The following is a 24,719-nucleotide window of genomic DNA, read 5'->3' on the forward strand; positions in this document are numbered from 1 at the left end:
TTTCTCTTCATTCATTATTTGTAATGCCTCATATTTCAATCACTTTAATTTTAAGATATTCATCATCACTTATTTCTTTCTCTTATTTACATTCATCATCTTAACTCAAAGAAATTAAGAATTCACTATGTTATTTTGGTATATGGGTTAAAATTTACATACATCAAATGTTAAAAATTACAGATATGAAAAATATTAAGCTGGAAAAGTAAAAAACACATAAATAAATACAACAAAAAAAAACCACTTTTTACAAAGTGGTTTTCATTATTTAAATAGTTAAAAAACTACTATTTCAATTTCTTTTTAACAGCTACCTGTTCGTAAACTTCAAGAATATCTCCGATCTCAATATCGTTGTAACCTTTCAGGTTCAATCCACATTCGTAACCTTTGGTTACTTCTCTTACATCATCTTTGAAACGTTTCAAGCTTTCAAGTTCTCCGTCAAATTTAACAATACCGTCTCTAAGTACTCTCACTTTCGAGCTTCTCGTTACTTTTCCTGAAAGAACCATACATCCTGCAATTGTTCCAACTTTAGAGATTTTAAATACCTCTCTGATCTCAACGTTACCCATTACCTGTTCTTTGATCTCAGGAGAAAGCATACCTTCCATGGCTTCTTTAACCTCATCAATAGCAGCATAAATTACTGAATATGTTCTGATCTCGATTTCCTCTCTATCTGCCAGTTCTTTAGCATTAGCACCGGCTCTTACATTAAATCCGATGATAATAGCATCCGAAGCAGTTGCTAAGTTAACGTCAGATTCAGTGATCTGTCCAACTCCTTTATGCAGGATATTTACATTGATCTCTGCTGTAGACAATCTTTGTAACTGATCAGATAATGCTTCTACAGAACCGTCCACGTCACCTTTAAGGATAATATTCAATTCCTTGAACTCTCCTAAAGCAATTCTTCTTCCAAGTTCTTCCAGCGTAGTATGCTTTTTAGTTCTTATCGAAAGTTCTCTTTGTAGCTGCTCTCTCTTATTAGCAATAGTTTTAGCCTCTCCTTCATCTGCATATACTTTAAACTTATCACCAGCTGTTGGTGCTCCATCTAAACCTAAGATCGTAACAGGAATTGAAGGACCAGCTTCTTTAAGGTTTCTACCTCTTTCATCAAGCATTGCTTTTACCTTACCGTGGTTTTTACCGGCAACTACATAATCTCCAACCTTTAATGTTCCTGTCTGTACTAACATTGTAGCAACATATCCTCTTCCTTTATCAAGTGAAGCCTCAATAACAACACCCTGAGCTGCTCTATCCGGATTCGCTTTAAGATCAAGCATTTCTGCCTGAAGTAATACTTTCTCCAATAGAACATCCATATTATTACCAAACTTCGCAGAAATTTCCTGCGCCTGAACGTTTCCACCCCATTCCTCTACAAGGATATTCATCCCAGAAAGCTGTTGACGGATATTATCAGGATTAGCACTTGGTCTGTCCACTTTGTTTAATGCAATGATCATTGGCACTCCTGCAGCCTGCGCGTGAGAAATTGCTTCTCTCGTTTGCGGCATTACATCATCATCCGCTGCAATCACAATAATTGCAATATCGGTGATCTGAGCACCTCTGGCTCTCATCGCGGTAAACGCTTCGTGACCCGGTGTATCTAAGAATGTAATTCTCTGTCCGTTTTCTAATTTTACGTTATATGCTCCAATGTGCTGCGTAATACCTCCTGATTCACCAGCAATAACATTTGTCTTTCTGATGTAGTCAAGCAGGGACGTCTTACCGTGGTCAACGTGACCCATTACTGTTACAATTGGTGCTCTGGAAGAAAGATCTTCCTCAGTATCCATATCTTCTTCAGACTCGACTTCTTCCAAATCAGCATCTGAGAATTCAATTTTAAAACCAAATTCATCTGCAACCAATAATAAGGTATCGGCTTCCAGTCTTTGGTTCATTGTTACCATTACTCCAAGGGAGAAACAAGCAGAAATAACTTCTGTAGGAGAAACGTTCATTAAACTTGCCAATTCACCTACTGTGATGAATTCAGTTACTTTTAATGTTCTGTCCTGAGCATCAATCTCCTGCTGGCGTTCATCCTGTTCTCTACGGTAAGTTCTCTTGTCTTTTCTGTGCTTAGCAGATTTAGACTTACCTCCTTTGTTAGTAAGTTTTTCAAGAGTTTCCTTGATCTGGTTTTTAACCTGTTCATCGGTAAGCTCAACAGGCATTGTTCTTTGCCCTGGTCTGTTGTTGTTTGCTCCTCCCGGACCTTTTTTGAATCCGCCTCCCTGACCTGGTGGACGATTTCCTTGGTTGTTTCCAAAACGGTTACCTCCTGGGCCTCCCTGTCCTGGCGGACGGTTACCTCCCGGACCTCCCTGTCCTGGTGGACGGTTACCTCCCGGACCTCCCTGACCTTGCGGGCGGTTCTGACCACCTTGGTTATTGTTATTATTTCCAGAGTTTTGATTATTCCCTTGGCCCTGTTGGTTTGGACCTCCCGGCTTTTCAATTCTCTTTCTTTTCTTTTTAGCGCCTGAACCAGGTTTTGGTGCAAATTGCGTTAAGTCTATTTTTTCACCTACGATCTTTGGACCGTCAAGTTTCTGATAAACAGTTTCTATTTTCTGAGGTTCCTGAGATTCAGGTTCAGCTGGTTTTTGAGGCTCTGCCTTCTTTTCAGCAGCGGGCTCTGGCTGCTTTGGAGTTTCTTTCACAGGTTCTGCCGGTTTTTCCTCTTCTTTTTTCTCCTCCATTTTGGGTTTATCTTTTTTTACAGGTCTATTTCTAGATTCTATTTGGGACAGATCGATTTTATCCAGAACCTTAAATTCCTGCTTTTCAGGAGCAGCTTTAACTTCCGGTTCAGCCACCACTTCTTCTTTCTTTTCTTCAACCGGTGGTGCCGCCACAGGTACTGGCGCAGGCGCTGGTACAACAGGCACTTCTTCCACTTCAGGAGCTTTAGATTCAAGATCTATTTTACCTAAAATTTTAGTTTCTGGTTTATTTGCTTTAGCTCTTATTACTTCAGGGGTTTTCTTTTCCTCAATTTCCAGTTTTTCTTCCGGAACTTTCGTGATCACCACCTCATGGGAAGCCTTTCGTTGTTCACCGTCTTTGGCAAACTCAGCCTCCAATGCAGAATATGCCGCTTCTTCTAATTGAGCGTTAGGATTGTTTTCAACTTCGAAATCCCTTGACTGTAAAAACTCTACTAATCTGGACATCGAAATATTGAATTCCTTAACCGCTTTATTTAATCTTATTTTTGGCATCTATATTATTTACTATTTTTTTTAATTCTTAAAATTAAAGTATTTCCTTTTTACTGTTTATTAAAATTTATAAAAAAATCTTAATCTTCAAATTCTTCTTTTAGAATACGTTTTACGTCTTCGATAGTTTCCTCTTCAAGATCCACCATATTTAAAAGACTCTCTGTATCCTTATCCAATACTGATTTCGCAGTAGTAAGACCTACTTTCTTAAATTCATCCAAAATCCACTGCTCGATATCGTCGTTAAATTCTCTCAAATCAACATCGTCATCCTCGCTAGCTTCTCTATACACATCAATTTCATATCCTGTTAACCAAGAAGCCAGTCTGATATTCTGACCTTGTTTTCCGATTACTTTAGAAATCTCTTCAACTGGTGTATAAACTAAAGCATAGTTTGAATCCTCGTTGATGTCAATTTTGTTGATGGTAACATTTCCTAAAGCTCTCTTTACCAAAATTTCAGCGTTTTTAGACCACTGAATAACATCGATGTTTTCATTTCTCAACTCTCTTACAACTCCGTGAATTCTGGATCCCTTCACACCCACACAGGCACCAACAGGATCAATTCTGTCATCGTAAGCATCTACTGCAATCTTCGCCTTTTCTCCAGGAATTCTCACTACTTTTTTAAGCATAATCGTTCCATCCTGAATCTCAGGAATTTCCAGCTCTAATAACTTCTCTAAGAATTTAGGTGCAGTTCTGGAAATAATAATTTGTGGTTTTGAACCTTTAAAATCTACTGTTTCAACAATAGCTCTGATATTTTCGCCCTTTTTAAAGAAGTCAGACGGGATCTGATTTTCTTTTGGCAAAATGAATTCATTTCCTTCATCATCCAACAAAATCACATGTTTGTGACGGATGTGGTGAATCTCTCCAATAACAATTTCCCCGATCTTGTCTCTGAACTGCTCATAAAGCATTGCATTGTTATGCTCCTGAAGTTTTGTAGCCAGGATTTGCTTTAAGGTAAGGATATTTCTTCTTCCCAATTGGGCAACAGGAATCTCCATTGTAAAATCTTCACCCACTTCAAAAGTAGGGTCAATTTTCTTAGCTTCAGAAAGTTCTATTTCCAGATCATCATCTTCAGACATTTCGTCTTCTACAATCGTTTTATTTAAAAATATCTGAAAATCTCCTTTATCAGGGTTCACAATTACATCAAAATGATCATCTGAATCAAATCTTTTTCTCAAAAGTGTTTTCAGTGAATCTTCAATAATTGCCATAAGATCAATCTTACTGATCCCTTTTTCGTCTTTAAAATCACCAAAGGATTCAATCAACGCTATATTATCCATCTATTCTTTTTTCTTTTAAAATTTAATTACTACTAACGCCTTTTTTATCTCAGAGTAAGGAATTTCCTTTTCCTCCTCCACATCCACTTTCCCTTTTCCGATATCTTTCGGTTTTCGGTAGCGTAAAATAAGTGTGATCTTCTCATCATCTACTTTGGCCAGTTCACCTTCAATTTTGGTAGAATCATTCAGCAATACTTCAATCTCTCTTCCAAAATTTTTCTTGAACTGTCTGGGAGCCGAAAGTGGCTCGCTCAGTCCTGCAGACATCACCTGAAGGCTAAAATCATGCTCTTCACGGTCCATATTAAACTCTATCGCACGGCTTGCATCAAGGCAGTCCTGAAGAGTCACCCCATTATCACCATCCAAGATCACAGTAATATCATCTCCTGCAGAAAACTTTAGGTCAACAAGAAACAAATCCTCTCTGGTACCAAGGAATTCGTTTAATAATTCTTCAATTCTTTTTCTAAACTCCATACATTAAATATCTTGATTTACCAGTACGAAAAAAGGCTTTCTTCCGAAGCCTTCCCATTTTTTCCTGTAAATCCACTGCAAATATACGTATTTTTTCTAAAAAAGCAAAATCCTCTTAATTATCAAGTAAATACCCTGAAATTTTCATTAAAGTAAATTAAAGAAGCAGGTGAAAGTATTTTTATTATTTTTGTCTTAAAATTTAAAAACAGACATTTTGAATATAACAATTGTAGGAACGGGTTATGTAGGGCTGGTTACAGGTACTACCCTGGCAGAACTTGGCAATTCAGTATACTGTGTTGACATTGATGAAAAGAAAGTAGAAGGTATGAAAAACGGCATTGTTCCCATTTATGAGCCGAACCTTGAAGAAATGTTTTTAAGAAACATTCAGTCGGAAAGATTATTTTTCACCACCAATCTTAAAGAAGCTTTAGATAAAAGTGAAGTCATTTATCTGGCATTACCAACACCTCCGGGTGAAGATGGCTCTGCAGATCTTTCATATGTCATTCAGGTTGCCAACAATATTGGAGAAATGATGACGGAATACAAAGTGATCGTCAACAAAAGTACCGTTCCCGTAGGTACTGCGGATAAAGTAAGAGAGGTAATTGCTTCGAGAACGAACCTTCCGTTCGACGTCGTTTCCAATCCTGAATTCTTAAGAGAAGGCTTTGCTGTAGAAGACTCCATGAACCCTTCAAGAGTCGTAGTCGGTGCAAGCTCTGAAAAAGCAAAAAATATTATGGCTCAAATTTATCAGCCATTTACCAACACAGGAATTCCTATCATCTTTATGGATGAAAAATCCTCAGAACTTACAAAATATGCCGCCAACTCTTTCCTTGCCGTAAAAATTACGTTCATGAATGAGATCGCCAATTACTGTGAAAAAGTAGGTGCAGATGTAGACAAAGTAAGACTGGGAATGGGTAGTGACGACAGGATCGGCCACCGATTTTTATTTCCCGGGATAGGATATGGAGGAAGCTGTTTCCCGAAAGACGTAAAAGCGCTTATCAAATCCGGAATACAGGAAGATTTCAATTTTCAGATTCTTGAGGCTACAGAAAAAGTAAACACAACTCAAAAAGTAATTCTTGTTTCAGAAATAGAGAAGTACTTTGGGGGGAATATCAAAGGGAAGAAAATTGCCATGTGGGGTCTTGCTTTTAAAGCAAACACAGATGATATCCGAGAAGCTTCATCGCTGGATAACATTGCTCTTTTATTAGAAAAAGGTGCAGAAATTGCTGCATATGATGCGGTAGCAGAACGTAATGTACAGAAACTTCTTGGCGACAAAATACATTACGCAAAAGGAATGTATGATGCTCTTGAAGATGCGGACGCTTTGTTCATTGCCACTGAATGGCCTGAATTTAAAAACCCTAACTTTGAACTGATGGCCAAAAAGATGAAAAACAAAGTCATTTTCGACGGAAGAAACATGTATCCACTGGAGATCCCCGAACAAAACGGATTCCATTATAAAAGTATAGGAAGAAAGACCATAGAAAATAAATAGATGAAAAATATAATTATTACCGGAGGAGCTGGATTCATAGGCTCTCATGTCGTTAGAGAATTCGTGAAAAACAATCCGGATACTACGATCATTAATCTTGACGCCCTCACTTACGCAGGAAATCTGGAAAATTTGAAAGATATCGAAAATGAGCCTAATTATGTTTTCGAAAAAGCGGACATTACAAAACCTGAAGAATTAAGAAAAGTATTCGAAAAATACAATCCTGACGCAATAGTTCATCTGGCAGCAGAAAGTCACGTAGACAGAAGCATCACAGATCCTATGGCATTCATCAATACCAATGTAAACGGTACAGCCAATCTTCTTAATTTATGTAAAGAATTCTGGACAATGAATCCTGATCATACCCACGGAAGATTTCCTGATGAAAAAAGGAATAATCTGTTCTATCATGTTTCGACAGATGAAGTGTATGGAAGCCTTGGTGAAACCGGATTTTTCCTGGAAACAACGGCTTATGATCCACAATCTCCGTATTCAGCTTCAAAAGCAGCTTCTGATCACTTGGTAAGAGCATATGGAAATACCTACGGAATGCCGTTCATCGTATCCAACTGCTCAAACAACTACGGGCCGAATCATTTCCCTGAAAAATTAATTCCACTTTGTATTTCAAATATCATTAATGAAAGACCATTGCCAATTTACGGCGACGGAAAATATACAAGAGACTGGCTATACGTGATCGACCATGCCAAAGCAATCCATCAGATATTTAACGAAGCAAAAACCGGAGAAACCTATAACATTGGAGGTTTTAACGAATGGCAGAATATCGATCTTGTAAAAGAACTGATCAGGCAGATGGATGAGAAACTGGGTAAACCGGAAGGCTATTCTGAAAAACTGATCACCTTTGTAAAAGACAGACCTGGGCATGACAAACGTTACGCTATCGATGCTGATAAACTCAATAAAGCTTTGGGTTGGAAACCATCCGTAACTTTCGAGGAAGGTTTAGGAAAAACCATCGACTGGTATCTTGAAAATAAAGAATGGCTTGAGAATGTAACCAGCGGCGATTATCAGAAGTATTACGAAAAACAATATGACTAAGGGTCTTATGAAGCAGGTTCTTCTATTTCTTTCGATTACGCTTTCTTCTCTGGCAGGAGCTCAGACACTCCCTCCACCTCCTGCTATGGCCAATTTAGCTCAAAAAAGTCTCATCGACGAATTTATAAAAGTTTCGCATTACCGGGAAGCGCTGATTAATTATGCCAAAGACTATATTGAGCTTAAAATGTTTGATTACAGTGTAGATCCTCCAAAGGAACTGCTTACTGAAGAACAGGCCATAAAGATCATTGAGAATTTTGATTTTGACGCATTTAAGGTTTCATTATACAGCTCGCTCTCTTTTATTTCGGATGCAAACTTAAAACAGCTGATCAAATTTCATAAGAGCATAGGAGGCCAACTGTCGAAAAACGACTCTATTCTTTTAATGAATTCAACTATTGATCTGAATATCAAAAATCAAATAGACTACGCAATAGAAAACATAAAAAAATAACTGATGAAAGGAATCATATTAGCCGGAGGATCCGGAACAAGACTTTACCCTCTTACAATCGCAGTAAGCAAGCAGCTGATGCCTGTTTATGACAAACCGATGATCTACTATCCTCTTTCAACGCTGCTTTTGGCAGGGATTAAGGACATCCTGATCATCACCACACCACATGATCAACCGGGATTCATTAAGCTTTTAGGCGACGGATCTCAGATCGGCTGCAATATAGAGTATGTGGTACAGCCAAGCCCTGACGGGCTGGCACAAGCCTTTATCTTAGGAGATACATTTATTGGAAATGATCCTGTCGCACTGGTACTGGGAGACAATATCTTCTATGGCTCTGAAATGGGTACATTACTAAAAAACAAGACTAATCCTGATGGAGGTGTCGTTTTTGCTTATCATGTTTCCGACCCTGAAAGATATGGTGTCGTAGAATTTGATGACGATTTCAAGGCTGTTTCTATTGAGGAAAAACCTTTACATCCAAAATCAAATTACGCTGTTCCGGGACTGTATTTCTATGACAATGAAGTCGTTGATATCGCCAAAAATATTCAGCCTTCTGCGAGAGGAGAACTTGAAATTACTGATGTCAACAATGTTTATTTAAGCAAAGGAAAACTTGAAGTAGGCGTTCTGGACCGTGGTACTGCATGGCTTGATACGGGAACTTTCGATTCCCTGAATGACGCTTCTGAATTCGTGAGCGTTATTGAAAAAAGGCAGGGCTTCAAAATTGGATGTATTGAAGAAATAGCCTTCAGAAATAAATTCATTAACGAAGAAAAACTTCTCGAAACTGCTGAAAAATATGGCAAAAGCGGCTACGGTGAATACCTGAAGCAACTGGTGAAAAAATAATAATATTATCCCATAATTTCAATGACTATTGGCTTTATAGCCGATAGTTTTTTAATATAAAATCTTCCGCCACCTTATCATCTGAATTTTAATATAAATTTTTAGGCACCTGTATATAATAATAACACGCTTCTTTCCGATAGTAATTTTATAATTAACTTTGAAGACTGTAAGAATTATTTAGAAACATTAATGGAATACAATAAACCACAAATCATCACATTCGACAAAATAGGATCATCACAACTTGGCTATATTACTATTGCTGAAACGCAGAAAAATGTTCCTTTTGAGATACAGCGTGTCTATTGGACTTATTACACTCCCCACGATGTGACAAGAGGCGGACATGCCCATAAAGAGTTGCAGCAGATCATATTTGCTGTATCCGGGACTATTGTCTTTAATACGGAAGATAAGAATGGGCATAAAGAAACTTTCACATTAGATCATCCTACGAAGGGGCTGTACATTCCAAAACTGGTGTGGAGGGATATTCAGTTTTCGCACAACGCGGTACTGCTGTGTCTTGCTTCGGAATTATACGAGGAGGAAGATTACTTCAGAGATTTTGAGGAGTTTAAAAAGGCTGCAGAAGAAAGGTAAAAAATTCAAAAATCATAATAACAAAAAATATATGAAGTTCAATAATAGGAATGTATATATTAGTGAAAAGGCTACAATAGGTAAAAATGTAAGGATTGGTGATAACACTGTTATATATGACAATGTAGTAATCGGTGACAATTCTATTATCTCCAACGACTGTGTGATCGGTGAACCTGTCAATGACTACTATTTTACTGAGGGGTATGAAAATCCCGAAACAGTTTTAAAGGAAGGTGCTTTTATCAGAAGCCACAGCATCATTTACGCTGGTTCTTTTTTTGGAAATAATTTTTCAACAGGACATCGAGTTACTATAAGAGAACACTCAAAATTCGGAAACAACTGCAGAATTGGAACAGTTTCGGATATTCAGGGATATGTAGAATTTGGAAACAACTGCTGGCTGCACAGTAATGTACATATAGGACAGCAATCTAAAATAGGAAATTTTGTATTTATCTACCCTTATGCGGTCTTTACGAATGATCCTACTCCACCTTCGGATACGTGTATTGGTCCTACTGTGGGCGATTTTTCACAAATTGCTGTAGGAACAGTTCTTCTGCCTGCTGCAGAAATCGGTAAACACTGTCTGGTGGGTGCTCAGTCTCTGGTAGGAGGAAAATATGACGATTACTCTCTGATCATTGGAAATCCTGCAAAAAAAATCAAGGATGTACGTGAGCTTAAATCGAGAAATGCAGATAAATCTCATTATCCATGGCCTTATAGCTTTTCAAGAAATATGCCTTGGGAGGATGAAGGTTTCGAAAATTGGAAATTAAAAAACGGTTACGAAAATGATTAACTTTTTAGATTTAAAAAAAATAAACCTTCAATATCAGGAAGAAATAGAAAACAAACTTCTGGAGGTTTTCCGAAGCGGATGGTATTTATTGGGTAGTGAGCTTAAAAATTTCGAAGCCAATTTAGCCGCTTATATCGGTTCGCCATATGCGTTAGGAGTAGCCAACGGTCTTGATGCACTTCGTTTGATCTTCCGTGCCTATATTGAACTTGGCATTATGAAACCCGGCGATGAAGTTATTGTCCCAGCCAATACATACATCGCTTCAGTTCTTGCTTTATCTGACAATGGTCTGGTGCCTGTGTTTGTAGAACCGGATGCCAATACCTATAATATCGACATCGCAAAAATTGAAGAAAAAATAAGTCCGAAAACAAAAGCGATCATGATTGTTCACCTTCAGGGAAGAATTGTTTTCTCTGAAGAGCTTAAAAATATTGCCCAAAAGCATGATTTAAAAATCGTGGAAGATAACGCACAGGCTATTGGAGCAGAATGGAACGGTATCAAGTCCGGAAACCTTGGTGATGCTGCAGGGTTCAGTTTTTATCCCGGCAAAAATCTTGGAGCTTTAGGGGATGCAGGAGCAGTAACAACCAACGATAAGGATTTGTTTGAAGCTATCCGTGCGATCGCCAATTATGGTTCCAATCAGAAATATGTTAACATCTATAAAGGACTGAATTCAAGGTTAGATGAAATTCAGGCTGGTGTTTTAGATGTGAAACTAAAATATATTGGTCATGAAAACGGAACACGAAGAGAAATCGCTAAGAGATTTATCGCAGAGATCAATAATCCCAAGATTACCCTTCCTGAAAATCCGGCGGATGAAAACGAACATGTATGGCATGTCTTTGTAATCAGAACCCAAAACAGAGATCAACTTCAAACTTATTTAACGGAAAAAGGAATCCATACCATTATTCACTATCCTACTCCACCACACAAGCAGGAGGCTTATAAGGAATATAACGGTCTTTCATTTCCTATTACTGAAAAAATGCATAACGAAGTACTGAGCCTTCCTATTTCTTCTGTTTTGGAGGAAGAAGAAATTCAGACTATCATTAAAGCAGTCAACGAGTTTTAGTTTGATATCAATCATACCTGATATACATTTTCACATCAATGAAAAAAGTTGTGGTAAATATTCTAAAAATGGCATCAATAAATAAATATTATTATTATAAATTTTAATGACTATTGGCTTTATAGCCAGTAGTTTTTTGTTCATAATAACAAATAGTAATATATTAGTAACTGTTTTAAGCCATACATGAATAATTATTCACTATCAAGAAAATTTGAATAAGATTAAAATATTTTAAATTTGCATAAACTTACACAAATGAATGAACCACAACAGAAGTGGACAGAAACGATTGATGCCGACCATTCTCTCTTCGATCTAAGGCTTAAAGAGGTATGGAGATACAAGGATCTTATATATATGTTTGTCAAAAGAGACTTTATTTCAAGTTTCAAACAAACTATTTTAGGACCGGTATGGTTTTTTATCAATCCCATTTTAACAACAATTGTATATCTGATTGTTTTTGGTAAAATCGCCAACCTACCCACCGACGGTGCTCCGCCAATACTTTTTTATCTAGCTGGAGTCACCCTCTGGAATTATTTTTCGGGATCGCTCACCGGAACATCCAATACATTTGTCGGAAATGCAAATATATTCGGAAAAGTATATTTTCCGAGACTCGTCACTCCCATTTCCATTGTTATCTCAAATTTAATGCGACTGGGGGTTCAGATATTATTATTTATAATCGTCTGGGCATACTATTTGTCTAAGGGTGAAATCCATCCTAATATCTGGGTATTGGCAACTCCCTTTTTAATTGTATTAATGGTAATTTTTGCTTTAGGTGCAGGAATGATTTTTTCTTCGCTTACGACAAAATATAAAGACCTTGGAATGCTGCTAGGCTTTGGTGTAAGTTTATATATGTACGCAACACCGGTGATTTACCCAACCTCTTCCCTGTCCGGACCGTTCAAAAAGCTGGCTTATTATAATCCTCTGACGGGAATTTTTGAATGTTTCAAATATGGCTGGCTGGGAGCTGGAGATTTCTCTCCTCTTATGCTGGGAATAAGTACCGCTATTATCCTTATTCTTTTCGCTATAGGACTTGTCATTTTCAATAAAGTTGAAAAGACATTCATGGATACTGTATAATTTAAACTTAAAAAAAATGCTAGCTCTAAAAGCAGAAAACATATCAAAACAATACCGTTTAGGACAAGTGGGAACAGGAACGCTTTCTCATGACCTCAACAGGTTCTGGCATAAAGTAAGAGGGAAAGAAGATCCTTATCTTAAAATTGGTGAAGCCAATGACAGATCAAAGAAGGGAGACTCGGAATATGTCTGGTCACTAAAGAATATCGATTTCGAAATCACACAGGGAGATGCTGTAGGAATTATAGGAAGAAACGGGGCAGGAAAATCTACGTTGCTAAAACTGTTAAGTAAAGTGACCAAACCTACTACAGGGAGAATTTATACCAAAGGAAGAATTGCATCGCTGCTGGAAGTAGGAACAGGTTTCCACCCTGAAATGACGGGGCGCGAAAACGTATACCTTAATGGTGCAATCCTGGGAATGACCAGAAAAGAAATCACAAGAAAATTTGACGAAATAGTAGACTTTTCGGGTGTAGAAAGATATATTGATACTCCGGTGAAAAGATATTCTTCAGGAATGTATGTGCGCCTTGCATTTGCTGTAGCAGCCCACCTGGAATCCGAAATTCTGATCGTTGATGAAGTGCTTGCTGTAGGAGATGCAGAGTTTCAAAAGAAGTGTCTGGGAAAAATGGGTAGTGTAACAAAAGGAGAAGGCCGAACTGTTCTTTTTGTAAGCCACAACATTACGGCAATCAAAGAACTATGCAACACCGCATTGCTGCTTGACAAAGGCAGCCTAATCTCTCAGGGTGATGTGAATAAATGTATCATCGATTATCAGAAAAACAGCGACACCAAACTGTCTTACAACTATCTGGAAGATCCTGTCGTTCTGGAGAATAAAAATATTTTCATCAAGTCTTATAAAGCTTTGCCTATAAACGGAGATATGATTACTACAAAATCCGGTATTAGGATCACTGTAGGGTTCACTTCGAAGATGGAGGGTGTGGATATCGACCTGTCATTTTTTCTTAAAAACAGCCATGATCTTACAATAATGAGTACCGGCTTAATGATCAGCCAGAATAAGGATACAGAAAAAAGGGATTATACGGTAAGTTTTGAAATACCACCTTATACTATTAATGAGGATTCTTATTATTTTGATTTTTTCTGGGGAGTAAACAGAACAGATATCGCATTCAGAACAGAATTATTTGGTTTTGAAGTGCATGGAACACAGAATGAATTTGGAGAGATTGTAAAGTCGCCGGGAATCCTTTTTCCGAAAATTACACATTCCATAGATAAATTATAACACAAGACTAAACCTTGCTTTTATGGCACAGGCTTTACATAAATAATTTCTTAAAGCCTGTGTTTAACACAAATCAATGATCATAAAATTTTAAGCCTTTTAATAATATGTTCTAAGTATGTAAGTCGCGTTACCGGATACTTAAACTTATTAAAAATTGAACTTTGAAAAAATTATAGGATATATATTAAAATAATCCTTTAAGTCATGACAGATAAGAATATAACCAAAGTACTACACCTATTAAATTCCCACAACTTATGATACTTAACGTAATATTTTCTTTCAATCGGGTAATGCAGCTGGACTATTTGCTGCAATCTTTCTTAAAACGTTTTAAAACAGATTCAAAGGTTGTTATTCTATACCATACCACCGGAGCCCATAAACAGGGGTATGACCTTTTGAAAAAAAAATATTCCGGATATAAGAACATCTCTTTTGTTGAAAGGAAACATGTCCTTTTTGATCTTTCTTACAGACACGCTCTCAATACAAAAAGAGACTGGGAGTTTTTTAAAGAAAGAAATCTGTTTAAGAAAAATGGAGACAATTTTAAAGGTGCTTTGCAGAAAATCATCAGAACCAGCGGGTGTGAGTTTGTAATGTTTAATACCGACGACAGCATTTTCTTCGAAGATGTAGAGATTCCGGATGAAATATTAAATATCATAAGAAGCAATCCTGAAAACACCTCCTACCGCCTATATGTAGGAGAAAATCTTGAGGGGCAGCCCGATTATGTTGAGAAAAAAAACAATTACTATCAATGGGACTATTATGCAGACACTAATTTCCATCACTGGTCTTATCCTTTTGCAGTAGATGGTACAATCTACCATTCTGAAGCGCTCCTTAAGCATATGAAACCAATGGTTTATCACAATCCGGTCACATTGGAACATAATGGTTACTCCTACATCCGATACCGCAAGCTGTTCCGTACCGGGATGAGCCCGATCACATCAAAATTAGTGGCTACCAAACTGAACAGGGTATCTGTAGACAGCCTCAATCCGACCTTGCATATCCAGCCTGATTTTCTTAATGAAAAATTTGTGGATGGATATACACTGGACCTTGCCATTCCCGAACATATTGATAATTCAAACATCGTCCCTTCAGAGATCTATTTGGTAAAAGGAGAGATTCGGGAGCTTATTTATTCGATGAATGAAGAAGGAAAAAAAGTACAGAGCCTGCTGGGTATTGAAGGTGCAAAAGAACAGTTAGATTAAATATTGAGCATAGCAATGGAGCAGCCGTTAGTAACCGTCATAGTCATTTCCTATAACCATTCAAAGTTTGTTAAGGAAAGTCTGGACAGTATAAAAAATCAAACTTACAAAAACATTCAGTTAATTGTAGGTGATGACGCTTCACCTGACCTCTCGGCTGAAGTTATTAAGCAATGGCTGCAGACGAATTCATTTTCTGCAGAAAAAAATTTCCATACCCAAAATACCGGAGTGGCTGCGATGCTTAATGAATGTATTGCTCTCGCCAAAGGAAAATATATTAAACTCATTGCAGCAGATGATTTTCTTCATCCCGAAGCTATCGAAAAATCTGTTCGTAAACTGGAAAGTTTAGATAACGAATACGGTATGGTCTTTACCAATACACATACAATAGATAATGACAGTCTGATTATAGGTGATATTGCTGATTATGATGCGTTAGGAAATGTAGATCCGTATATCTTCAGAAAAGAATTGATCAAAGGCAATAGAATTCCGGCTCTGACAGTATTATTAAGAACGGAAGCTTTAAAGGAAACCGGGGCATATGACACAAAATTTATTGTGGACGACTACTATCGCTGGTTGAAAATCAGTGAAAAATATTTAATTGCCTACATTCCGGAGAAGCTTGCCTATTACCGGATGCATGCCGAAAACATTTCCAAGATTAGAAAAGAAAAAATCGAAATAGAGACTACCCTTCTGCAAATGACATTTGATAAAGAAGGATTGGTCAAAGAAAGAGTGAACGGGCTGACCCAGAAATATTATTTCTCAGACCTACAACTTCCTTCTGAATATAAGAGTGCTTACCATCAATATCCTTTTCGGGTAAAAAGACTGGATCTTGCTATACAAAACAGACTCCCGGTCTTCTTTTATAAACTTTTAAATAAAATCATTTAAGATGAATCCTAAAATTTCTGTCATCGTTCCCTGCTATAATCAGGCTGTCTATCTGGACGAGTGCCTGCAGTCTGTCCTGGATCAAACCTTTCAGGACTGGGAATGTATCATCGTTAATGATGGTTCTACAGACCAGACAGAGGAAACAGCAATCAAGTGGACAGAAAAAGACAAACGATTCATATATATATCGAAAAAAAACGGAGGACTGTCTTCCGCAAGAAATGCCGGACTTGAAAAGGCTTCAGGAGAATATATTCAGTTTTTAGATTCGGATGACATGATACACCGGGAAAAATTCTCAAAAAGTCTTTCCGGAACTAAGGAATATCCATTGGCAGTAAGCCAGTTTACAATCTACAAAAACCATACACAGCATCCCGGATATAACCGCGTTGAACAGAATTTCCTTTCATTTGAAGGAATAGTATTGGGTTGGGATCTGAAATTCAGTATCCCTATTCACTGTGCCCTTATTTCGAGAAAACTTCTTGAAGGTTTCCGGTTTGACATTACCTTAAAAAGCTGTGAAGACTGGCTGATGTGGATCTATATCACTCAGAACAATCCGGAAGTACTTCTCATCAATGAACCACTGGCACATTACCGTAAAGAAGATAACAACAGCAGTATGTCATCTGATTTATATAAAATACTTCAACAGAGAATCAAAATATTCCCGATACTGAAAAAATTATACGGTGATGAAATCCATGATAAACTTGTCTATCATATCATAGAAGTGCGCTCTACCCAATTCATACAACAAAGAAGTGAATTTAATAAAATTACGGGAGGCAAAGCAATTTCAAGCTATCTTGCCCTGAAAAGATATTATTACAATCTTTTCCAGAAAAAAAACAAGAAATAGACTATGACCTCATCTGTAGCACTTTGCACCTATAATGGACATGCCTATATTGCCGAACAGCTGGACAGCATTCTGAACCAGACCCAACCGGTATCTGAGATCATTCTCTGTGATGATGGTTCCACGGATGATACCTGGCCAATCATTTCAGGTTATACCGAACAATATCCAGGGTTGATCAAAGCTTATCAAAATCCTGAAAACCTGGGTTATATAAGTAATTTTGAAAAAGCTATGAGCCTGTGCTCAGGTGACATTGTACTTCTCTGCGATCAGGATGACCGCTGGCACAATAATAAAATTGAAGTTATCACCGAGATTTTTGAAAACCATAAGAACATTAATGTTATCGGTCATAATATCAGTCTGTTTGGAGAGTCTTTAAAAAATGCTCAAGAAAAGGAAATGGTATATTGGCAGATAGAAAATTTCGATCCTGAAAAATTCACACCACCGGGTGATCTGATCAAAAGGCTTCTATACGAAGGAAATGTATTTCCGGGAATGAGTATGGCTGTCAGAAATACATTTCTTAAAGCTCATTTACCTTTAAAAAGAGTAAATCCGGTGATCATTCATGATTATGAACTTCTCCTTATTGCCGCCAATCAAAATTCTTTATGGATTGAAAAAACTGTTTTAGGAGAATACCGCATACATCCCAAGCAGAATATTGGATATAAAGCATTTTCTGAATTCGATGATTCTGCAGTAAAAACATTGTCACGAGACGATCTTTTCAACATATTCCGAAGATATTCTTTCGTGAAAAAAGCCGTCGTTGGATTGAACCTTGATAAAAATCTTGATGCCGGTTATATACAATACTGTCATCAGAAATATAAAGATTATCTTCAAAAGCTTTCCCTTCCTGATCGTCTTGTCAACCAAATAAAAATGACATACTATTTTCATATATTTGATTACCTGAAATAAATAGCATTGCTGATTTTAAGCTTCACAGGCGAAGTGCATGATATAGCAATTTTAATGAGACACAATTAATTGAAAACACTTAACACATGATTATTGGAAATGGTATTATAGCCAACGCTGTAAAATCTTATGACGCGGACGATACCGTCTTCTTTGCTTCAGGAGTCTCCAATTCACTGGAAACAAGACCTTCAGAATTTGAAAGGGAATTTTCTCTTCTGAAATCTGCAATTGAAGAAAATAAGAATAGAAAACTAATTTATTTTTCTACCCTAAGCATTCATGATCAATCTAAACAAAACAGTCCGTATGTCCTCCATAAAAAAGCAATCGAGGACTATATAACAACCTTTTCTGATCATTTCCTAATTCTAAGAATAGGCAATATCGTAGGAAAAGGCGGAAACCCAAATACCCTTTTTAATTTCCTCGCGGCCCAAATCAATAGTAACAGCAAATTTACGCTTCACCTAAAAGCGAGAAGGCTGCTTTTGGACATTGAAGATATCTCCCGCTTTCTTGGCTCTCACTGTCTGGATATACAAAACAAAACGATTAACCTGGCCTTTCCATATTATTATGACTTGAAAGAGATCGTCAATGCAATAGAAAAAAAGGCCCATAAAAAGGCTCATTTTTCAGAAACAGACGAAGGTGATTTTTATAAGATAGATTTTGATAAAGATATCACTGCTTTTTTCTCAGGAATACAGCCGGCAGAATACCTGGAAACTTTAACCCAAAAGTATATTTAAATTAATATGTTTAATATTCACATTATTATTGTTACGTACAACGCCATGAAATGGGCAGAAAGGTGCTTTACCAGTTTAAGGCATTCTTCAGTTCCTGTAAAATGTGTTGTTATAGACAATGGATCCACAGACGGAACTCAGGAATATATTAAAACCCATTTTCCCGAAATCGATTTTATGCAGTCTGCCGAAAATTTAGGTTTTGGAAAAGCCAATAATCTTGGAATAGAAAAAGCATATAAAGAAGGAGCTGATTTTTTTTACCTCATGAATCAGGATGCCTGGATTTATCCTAACACGATCGCAACTATGCTTCAGGTATATAGTGACAGCTCTGAGAAGGAAGAAATTGGAATTATAAGCCCCGTTCACACAGATGGTACAGAAAAAAAAATGGATATATTTTTAGATAAATACATCGCCCAAAACTGTGATACAACCAGACTTATTTCCGATCTCTATTTCCAGACATTAAGCCCATATTATGAGCTTGTTTTTGTAAATGCCGCGCATTGGTTTATACCCAAGAAAACCATAGAAATTGTAGGAGGATTCAATCCTTTTTTCTTTCATTATGGTGAAGACAATGAATATGTAAACAGACTTCACTTCCATAAAAAGAAAATAATTCTTGTCCCAGGCAGTAAAGCCGTACATGATGGAAAGCAGTTTTTAGACAAAATAGATTATACTAAATATAAGGATCTAAGTATTGAGACCAAGATTTTAAACCCCAGTTATCCTAACTCTTTACAACAGGAAAAGAAAGCTCTGCTCCAAAGTATTGTAAAAAACTTTCTTACGGGCAACATAGAAACCTGCAAAAAGCATTATAAACGTTATAAAAGTATAACCAAAAACACTTCTGAACTGTTAAAAATAAAAGAAAAATTAACGAAAGAAAGAAACTGTTTCCTTAATATATAAGTAAAAAGGATTATTTTTATAATCCGGCAAAGCTATATTGTTTATTTATATCTTTGAAAAAAATTTATTATTCCCAATAATTCATGATTAGTATAGTTAGTCCTGTTTATCGTGCAGAAAAAACACTTCCCTCTTTAGTCTCCGAAATCGACAGAGTCTGTGAAAAGATGGGTATCGACTATGAAATTATCCTTATAGATGATCGAAGTCCAGACCACTCTTGGGACGTCATGAAAAGCCTTGCCGAAAAAAATAAAAATCTTAAAATATACAGATTAAGCCGAAACTTTGGTCAGCATCCCGCTATTATGGCTGGGCTCAGCAAAGCAACGGGTGAATGGGTTGTTGTCATGGATTGCGATTTGCAGGATCAGCCTAAAGAAATCGAAAAACTTTATCATAAGGCTCTTGAAGGTTATGAGGTCGTTTTAGCAAGGAGAGAAATCAGAATAGACTCTTTCTTTAAAAGATGGAGCTCTAAAATATTTTATAAGGTTTTTAATTATCTCGCAGGAATTGAGATCAATAATGAGATTGCTAATTTTGGAGTTTATCATAAAAAAGTGATCCAATCTGTGTTAAATATTAACGATAATATCAAATTTTTCCCATTGTTTGTGAACTGGGTGGGATACAAGTCAACAAGTGTTTCTGTTGAGCACAGTTCCAGAGAAGATGGAAAATCTTCATACACCCTCTCAAGACTTATTTCACTTGCTTTCAACGTGATCGTCTCGTTTTCGGATAAGCCTTTGAAAATCTTCGTTGGCTTTGGTGCTGCCATTTCCTTTTTGTCTATTTTGGTTGCAGCTTTTTTTGCCATCAGATATTTTGAAGGAAAAATCACTGAACCCGGTTTCAGCTCATTAATATTATCCATTTGGTTTTTATCAGGTGTTATAATCAGCTGTATCGGAATTGTAGGAATTTACCTTGGAAAGACTTTTAACCAAACCAAAAAAAGACCTGTCTTTATAATTGATGAAGCTTATGAAAATTAATTTTTTACAGTGGGACAGCGATTTTTTCAAAAAAAAAATTGGAGATATTACTGTTGGCAAAGAAGAATATATAGACACTGAAGATTATGATCTGATTGTTGTAAAACAACCTTTCGCATTTGATTTCGGATTAAATGGGTATCAGCTTTCTTTTACAGAGACAAAACTTAATTTTATCAAAGCTTTAAATCTGCACCACCATCAGGATTTTGCGATGGTAAAAAATACAGATACAGATGAAAGAAATGCAGACTATTTCAAGGAATTAGCTTACGAAAGCGGAAAAAAAAGCAGGTTTTTACTAGATGAAAAATTTGGTGAAGAAAAATTCCGAGAATTATATGATATGTGGGTCATTAACAGTCTCAATAAGAAATTTGCTTTAAAAATATTTTATATCGAAGAAGATGGAAAAGCAATAGGCTTTGTAACCCTTCAACAATATGAACGCCTCGGAAAAATCGGATTAATTGCCACACACCCTAATTTTCAGGGCAAAGGCTTCGGTAAAAAATTACTGGATAAAGTGGAAAGCTTTTGTGTTAAAAATGAAATGACGCATTTGGAGATTCCCACTCAAAAAGAAAATATCCAGGCCTGTGGTTTTTATAAAAAACAAGGCTATACCATAAAAGATGAAATAATTATAAAACACTATTGGAAAGATGATTCCCTTTAATAAACCATATCTTACAGGAAAAGAAACAAAATATATTGAAGAAGCTGTAGCTACCGGGAAAATTTCCGGGAATGGAATGTTTACACAAAAATGCCACACCTTTTTTGAGGAAAAATACGGTTTTAAAAGAGTTCTGCTTACGACATCCTGTACAGACGCTCTGGAGATGTGTGCCATCCTTGCAGACATACAGTCAGGAGACGAAATCATCGTTCCAAGTTATACTTTTGTATCATCGGCTCTTGCTTTTATAAGACAAAATGCCAACATTATTTTCGCAGACTCATATTCTGACAATCCCAATATTGATGCGGACAAAATTGAGAGTTTAATCACAGATAAAACCAAAGCCATAGTGGTGGTTCACTATGCAGGAATTGCATGTGACATGGAAAAAATTCTTGAAATTGCCCAAAAACACAACCTCATCGTTATTGAAGATGCCGCTCAGGCAATTGACAGTTATTATACCTTCAAAGACGGAACAAAAAAAGCATTGGGAAGTATTGGCCACCTGGGAGCATTTTCTTTTCATGAAACAAAAAACATTATTTCAGGAGAGGGCGGAATGTTGACCATTAATGATGAGCGATTCATTAACAGGGCAGAAATTATTTGGGAAAAAGGGACCAACCGTTCTATGTTTTTCCGTGGCGAAATTAATAAGTACGGATGGGTAGATACCGGATCTTCCTTTCTTCCAAGTGAGATCATTTCGGCTTTTCTTTGGGCACAGTTAGAAAATATAGATGATATTCAGGAAAAGAGGCGGGCAATCTGGAACCGCTATTATGAAGGGCTAAAAGGCAACAAAAACATCTCATTGCCAGTCATTCCGGAATATGCGACCAACAATGCACACATGTTTTATATTGTTTGTAAAGATTTAGACGCGAGAACAACACTTATTAAAAAATTGAAAGAAAATAATGTCTTGGCAGTATTTCACTATCTTTCTTTACACAAAAGTGAATTCTATACAAAAAAGCACGGTAACAGAGAACTTCCCAACTCTGATCATTTTGAAGAATGCCTATTAAGACTCCCCTTCTATTTTGAACTGACAGAAATTGAGCAACAAAACATAATCAACATCATTAATGAATAGTATAATTTCATAGTGAGAAATCATGAACACAACGATGAAAGATATAGACAAAGACATATTTAAAGACGAATATCAGTTAAAAAACGGAAAATATATTTTCATTCCGGTTCAGGAAGAAGTTGTAACAGATTTTCTTGATAAAATAAAGTATAAAATAAAGAAATTCAATAAAATATACAGTGCTCTCATTGAGATCATCAGTCCTGTTTATCCCCAACCTTTTTTTGATGCAAAACGTATCATCCGAAACGAGATCAAAGGAAAAAATGTAGTCGCTTTAAATCTTGGAAGTGGAAATTCAGATTTTGGCGATGACCTTTTGAATGTAGACCTTCTTCCTTACCAAAATGTAGATATAATCTGCGATATTGAGAATATTCCGTTTAAAGATAATTCGGTTGATTATATCATCAATATTGCTGTTCTGGAACACGTTCCAAATCCTCAAAAAGTAATTTCAGAAATTAACAGAATTTTAAAACCAGGAGGGAAAATTTATTGTTTCATCCCGTTTATGCAGCCTTTTCATGCATCACCATATGACTTCCAAAGGTTTACTTTTGAAGGAATGAAACATCAGTTCAGAGAATTTGATATTTTAAAATTGAAACCCATTGGTCCTACATCAGGTATGCTTTGGGTTGTTCAGGAGTGGTTTGCTCTGGTTTTTTCTTTTGGAATCAAACCTCTTCATACCATTCTTTATTTACTTTTTATGGTTATTACCTTTCCTATTAAGTTTTTAGATGTTATTTTTCAGTTCTATCCGATGAGTAAAAATGTAGCATCCGGATTTAGTATTTGGGCTCAAAAAAATAATTCATGAAAAAATTTCAATTCAAATATGCAAATATACTAAGCTGGATTATTGTTATTGGCTCAGTATTTATGGGGTATATTGTTTATTCAAATCTCGATAAAGGTTTCATTTTTAACGATGAAGCTTTCTATCTCTTCCATTATAGAAATCATGACAGTTTACCCACCATAGACTCTACCAATTTTTACAGAATTTTCAAATTTCTTTATACCGAAAATATATATCAGTTCAGAGTAACAACTTATATTTTATTAAACACTTCTACGTTCCTCCTCTACTTCTTTGCAAGTAAATATTACCAACTTAAAGTCAATCCTTTTTTAATTAGTTTTCTTGGAATTACAATTAATTTTCTAAGCTGGGGAATCAGTAATATCGTTTTGCATCAGTATATTGGTAATACAATACTCATCAATCTTTCCTTAACACTGCTATTGGCTTACCTCATTTACAATAAATTAATTCCCCTTATTATCTCCGGATTTTGCCTGGGAATACTACTGTTTAACGGCATTCCGCATACCATCGTAATTATTCCAATTACAGCCTTTTTATTATTTAATTTTTGGAAGAAAGACAAAAGAGTACTCTTTTACATGATCGCAGGAGGTTTGTTGGGGATTGCTTTCTACTTCATGTTTATTGAAAGCTTTTCAAAATTTATTTCGCAATTTGAATGGATCAAATATTACAAACAATTCCACACCAAACAGCATCCCAAAAGATTTTATATATTGTGGATTTTAAAAGTGACAGGATTTATATTTGTCCCTACTTTACTGCTCATCGGATATTTACATAAATTTTCAAAGAATAAGATCCAACACACCAACTACATCCTGATATTTTTGGGATTTGTCTTTGTTATCTCATTCCTTTTCTATTCTTCAGTTTATATCAATTACGTTCTTTTGGCAGTCCTTATTTACAGATATTTTCTGGAAGATGTAAGTATTGAAAAGAAAACAATGCTTGTTGTTTTTTCTCTGATTCCTTTCGGACTTTCTTTTGGATCGGGAGCCTACTTTGAAGTAAGAGGTACCTTATATAATATCTACCTGTATCTTGCTCTGGCGATTATTATTTTATCCATTTATAAAGTAAAAGTATATGCTGTTTTAGTGGTTCTTTTTGTTTATCAATATTTGGTTTTCCCCAATATACTGACGGAAAGAGGCTGGAAAAATTTCATTTTTACAGAACAGACGGAAAAAATTCAGATCAGTGGATATAACCTGTTTATAGATAAAGAAAGGAAAAAAGATATTGAAGACCTTCGCCCTTATCTTCAAAATCAGGAAGACGTTATTTATTCACATAATCAACTGATGGGTTATTTATATATTTTAAAGGCAAAGCCACCCATTTATTATTATTTTACTTTAAAAGATTACGTTAAATTTATTCTGGAAAAGGAACATAAAAAACCAGATAACTGTATTTATCTCGAAAGTAATGACTATCCTTTCCAGTCTAAAGAAATTGTACCTCTACAATTTGTAGAGCATCCGGAAAAATTTAAAATAGTAAAAGCAGGAAGATTTACATTATACCTTCCGTCAAATTATCAAAAAAAATAAAA

The 24,719-nt window shown here is 36.2% G+C and carries 23 protein-coding genes; 20 read left to right on the top strand and 3 right to left on the bottom strand.

The annotated features are described in order from the left end of the window. Positions 1-290: 290 nt before the first annotated feature. The 3 genes from infB to rimP all read right to left on the bottom strand — a co-directional run bounded on the left by infB (position 291) and on the right by rimP (position 5,059). Complete coding sequence (infB, locus tag IW16_RS01490) at positions 291-3,260, bottom strand: translation initiation factor IF-2 (RefSeq protein WP_034738974.1); 2,970 nt, start codon at positions 3,258-3,260, stop codon at positions 291-293. Positions 3,261-3,340: 80 nt separating this feature from the next. Beyond that, complete coding sequence (gene nusA, locus IW16_RS01495; RefSeq protein ID WP_034738976.1) at positions 3,341-4,576, bottom strand: transcription termination factor NusA; 1,236 nt, start codon at positions 4,574-4,576, stop codon at positions 3,341-3,343. A 15-nt stretch (positions 4,577-4,591) separates the two neighbouring features. Further along, positions 4,592-5,059 carry a ribosome assembly cofactor RimP gene (gene rimP, locus IW16_RS01500; RefSeq protein WP_034738979.1) on the bottom strand — a complete coding sequence of 156 codons (468 nt, stop codon included), beginning with the start codon at positions 5,057-5,059 and terminating at the stop codon, positions 4,592-4,594. A 217-nt stretch (positions 5,060-5,276) separates the two neighbouring features. Here rimP and IW16_RS01505 point away from each other — a divergent pair, with 217 nt between their 5' ends. The 20 genes from IW16_RS01505 to IW16_RS01600 all read left to right on the top strand — a co-directional run bounded on the left by IW16_RS01505 (position 5,277) and on the right by IW16_RS01600 (position 24,717). After that, positions 5,277-6,593, top strand: a complete 1,317-nt coding sequence (locus IW16_RS01505) for a UDP-glucose dehydrogenase family protein (protein ID WP_034738982.1) — start codon at positions 5,277-5,279, stop codon at positions 6,591-6,593. Continuing rightward, entirely contained in the window at positions 6,594-7,673 is a 1,080-nt protein-coding gene (rfbB, locus tag IW16_RS01510; RefSeq protein ID WP_034738983.1) for a dTDP-glucose 4,6-dehydratase, read from the top strand. It begins immediately after the preceding gene. Beyond that, on the top strand, positions 7,666-8,133 hold the full coding sequence (locus IW16_RS01515; RefSeq protein WP_223878113.1) for a hypothetical protein: 468 nt from the start codon (positions 7,666-7,668) through the stop codon (positions 8,131-8,133). The genes rfbB and IW16_RS01515 overlap by 8 nt, the downstream gene beginning before the upstream one ends. Before the next feature lie 3 nt (positions 8,134-8,136). Further along, entirely contained in the window at positions 8,137-9,000 is an 864-nt protein-coding gene (rfbA, locus tag IW16_RS01520; protein ID WP_034738985.1) for a glucose-1-phosphate thymidylyltransferase RfbA, read from the top strand. Between the two features lie 192 nt (positions 9,001-9,192). Then, on the top strand, positions 9,193-9,606 hold the full coding sequence (locus IW16_RS01525) for a sugar 3,4-ketoisomerase (protein WP_034738988.1): 414 nt from the start codon (positions 9,193-9,195) through the stop codon (positions 9,604-9,606). A gap of 31 nt (positions 9,607-9,637) precedes the next feature. Then, a complete protein-coding gene (locus IW16_RS01530; RefSeq protein WP_034740458.1) occupies positions 9,638-10,417 on the top strand; it encodes an acyltransferase in 780 nt (259 codons plus the stop codon). Continuing rightward, positions 10,410-11,510, top strand: coding sequence for a DegT/DnrJ/EryC1/StrS family aminotransferase (locus tag IW16_RS01535; protein ID WP_034738991.1), 1,101 nt, complete (start codon positions 10,410-10,412; stop codon positions 11,508-11,510). Before IW16_RS01530 ends, IW16_RS01535 begins: the two co-directional genes overlap by 8 nt. A gap of 258 nt (positions 11,511-11,768) precedes the next feature. Next, the gene (locus tag IW16_RS01540) at positions 11,769-12,617 is read left to right on the top strand and encodes an ABC transporter permease (protein ID WP_034738993.1); all 849 of its coding nucleotides are present in this window, start codon (positions 11,769-11,771) and stop codon (positions 12,615-12,617) included. Between the two features lie 16 nt (positions 12,618-12,633). Continuing rightward, positions 12,634-13,890, top strand: a complete 1,257-nt coding sequence (locus IW16_RS01545) for an ABC transporter ATP-binding protein (protein WP_034740460.1) — start codon at positions 12,634-12,636, stop codon at positions 13,888-13,890. 260 nt (positions 13,891-14,150) lie between these two features. Further along, complete coding sequence (locus IW16_RS01550) at positions 14,151-15,128, top strand: hypothetical protein (RefSeq protein WP_131327822.1); 978 nt, start codon at positions 14,151-14,153, stop codon at positions 15,126-15,128. A 15-nt stretch (positions 15,129-15,143) separates the two neighbouring features. After that, complete coding sequence (locus tag IW16_RS01555; protein WP_034738999.1) at positions 15,144-16,040, top strand: glycosyltransferase family 2 protein; 897 nt, start codon at positions 15,144-15,146, stop codon at positions 16,038-16,040. A gap of 1 nt (position 16,041) precedes the next feature. After that, positions 16,042-16,911, top strand: coding sequence for a glycosyltransferase family 2 protein (locus tag IW16_RS01560; RefSeq protein WP_051889835.1), 870 nt, complete (start codon positions 16,042-16,044; stop codon positions 16,909-16,911). A 3-nt stretch (positions 16,912-16,914) separates the two neighbouring features. Then, on the top strand, positions 16,915-17,847 hold the full coding sequence (locus IW16_RS25530) for a glycosyltransferase (RefSeq protein WP_051889837.1): 933 nt from the start codon (positions 16,915-16,917) through the stop codon (positions 17,845-17,847). Between the two features lie 86 nt (positions 17,848-17,933). Next, entirely contained in the window at positions 17,934-18,602 is a 669-nt protein-coding gene (locus tag IW16_RS01570; protein WP_034739001.1) for an NAD-dependent epimerase/dehydratase family protein, read from the top strand. 6 nt (positions 18,603-18,608) lie between these two features. Next, positions 18,609-19,529, top strand: coding sequence for a glycosyltransferase (locus tag IW16_RS01575; RefSeq protein WP_034739003.1), 921 nt, complete (start codon positions 18,609-18,611; stop codon positions 19,527-19,529). A gap of 83 nt (positions 19,530-19,612) precedes the next feature. Further along, a complete protein-coding gene (locus IW16_RS01580) occupies positions 19,613-20,530 on the top strand; it encodes a glycosyltransferase family 2 protein (RefSeq protein ID WP_034739005.1) in 918 nt (305 codons plus the stop codon). After that, positions 20,520-21,209, top strand: a complete 690-nt coding sequence (locus IW16_RS01585) for a GNAT family N-acetyltransferase (RefSeq protein WP_165571945.1) — start codon at positions 20,520-20,522, stop codon at positions 21,207-21,209. Before IW16_RS01580 ends, IW16_RS01585 begins: the two co-directional genes overlap by 11 nt. Continuing rightward, positions 21,196-22,317, top strand: coding sequence for a dTDP-4-amino-4,6-dideoxygalactose transaminase (gene rffA / locus IW16_RS01590; RefSeq protein WP_034739009.1), 1,122 nt, complete (start codon positions 21,196-21,198; stop codon positions 22,315-22,317). Before IW16_RS01585 ends, rffA begins: the two co-directional genes overlap by 14 nt. 22 nt (positions 22,318-22,339) lie before the next feature. After that, positions 22,340-23,143 (top strand): class I SAM-dependent methyltransferase, encoded by an 804-nt coding sequence (locus tag IW16_RS25535; protein WP_084694478.1) that lies wholly within the window; start codon positions 22,340-22,342, stop codon positions 23,141-23,143. Further along, the gene (locus tag IW16_RS01600; protein ID WP_034739011.1) at positions 23,140-24,717 is read left to right on the top strand and encodes a hypothetical protein; all 1,578 of its coding nucleotides are present in this window, start codon (positions 23,140-23,142) and stop codon (positions 24,715-24,717) included. Before IW16_RS25535 ends, IW16_RS01600 begins: the two co-directional genes overlap by 4 nt. The last annotated feature ends 2 nt before the right edge of the window (positions 24,718-24,719 follow it).

Source organism: Chryseobacterium vrystaatense (assembly GCF_000737765.1).
In the GTDB taxonomy this organism is placed as follows: domain Bacteria; phylum Bacteroidota; class Bacteroidia; order Flavobacteriales; family Weeksellaceae; genus Chryseobacterium; species Chryseobacterium vrystaatense.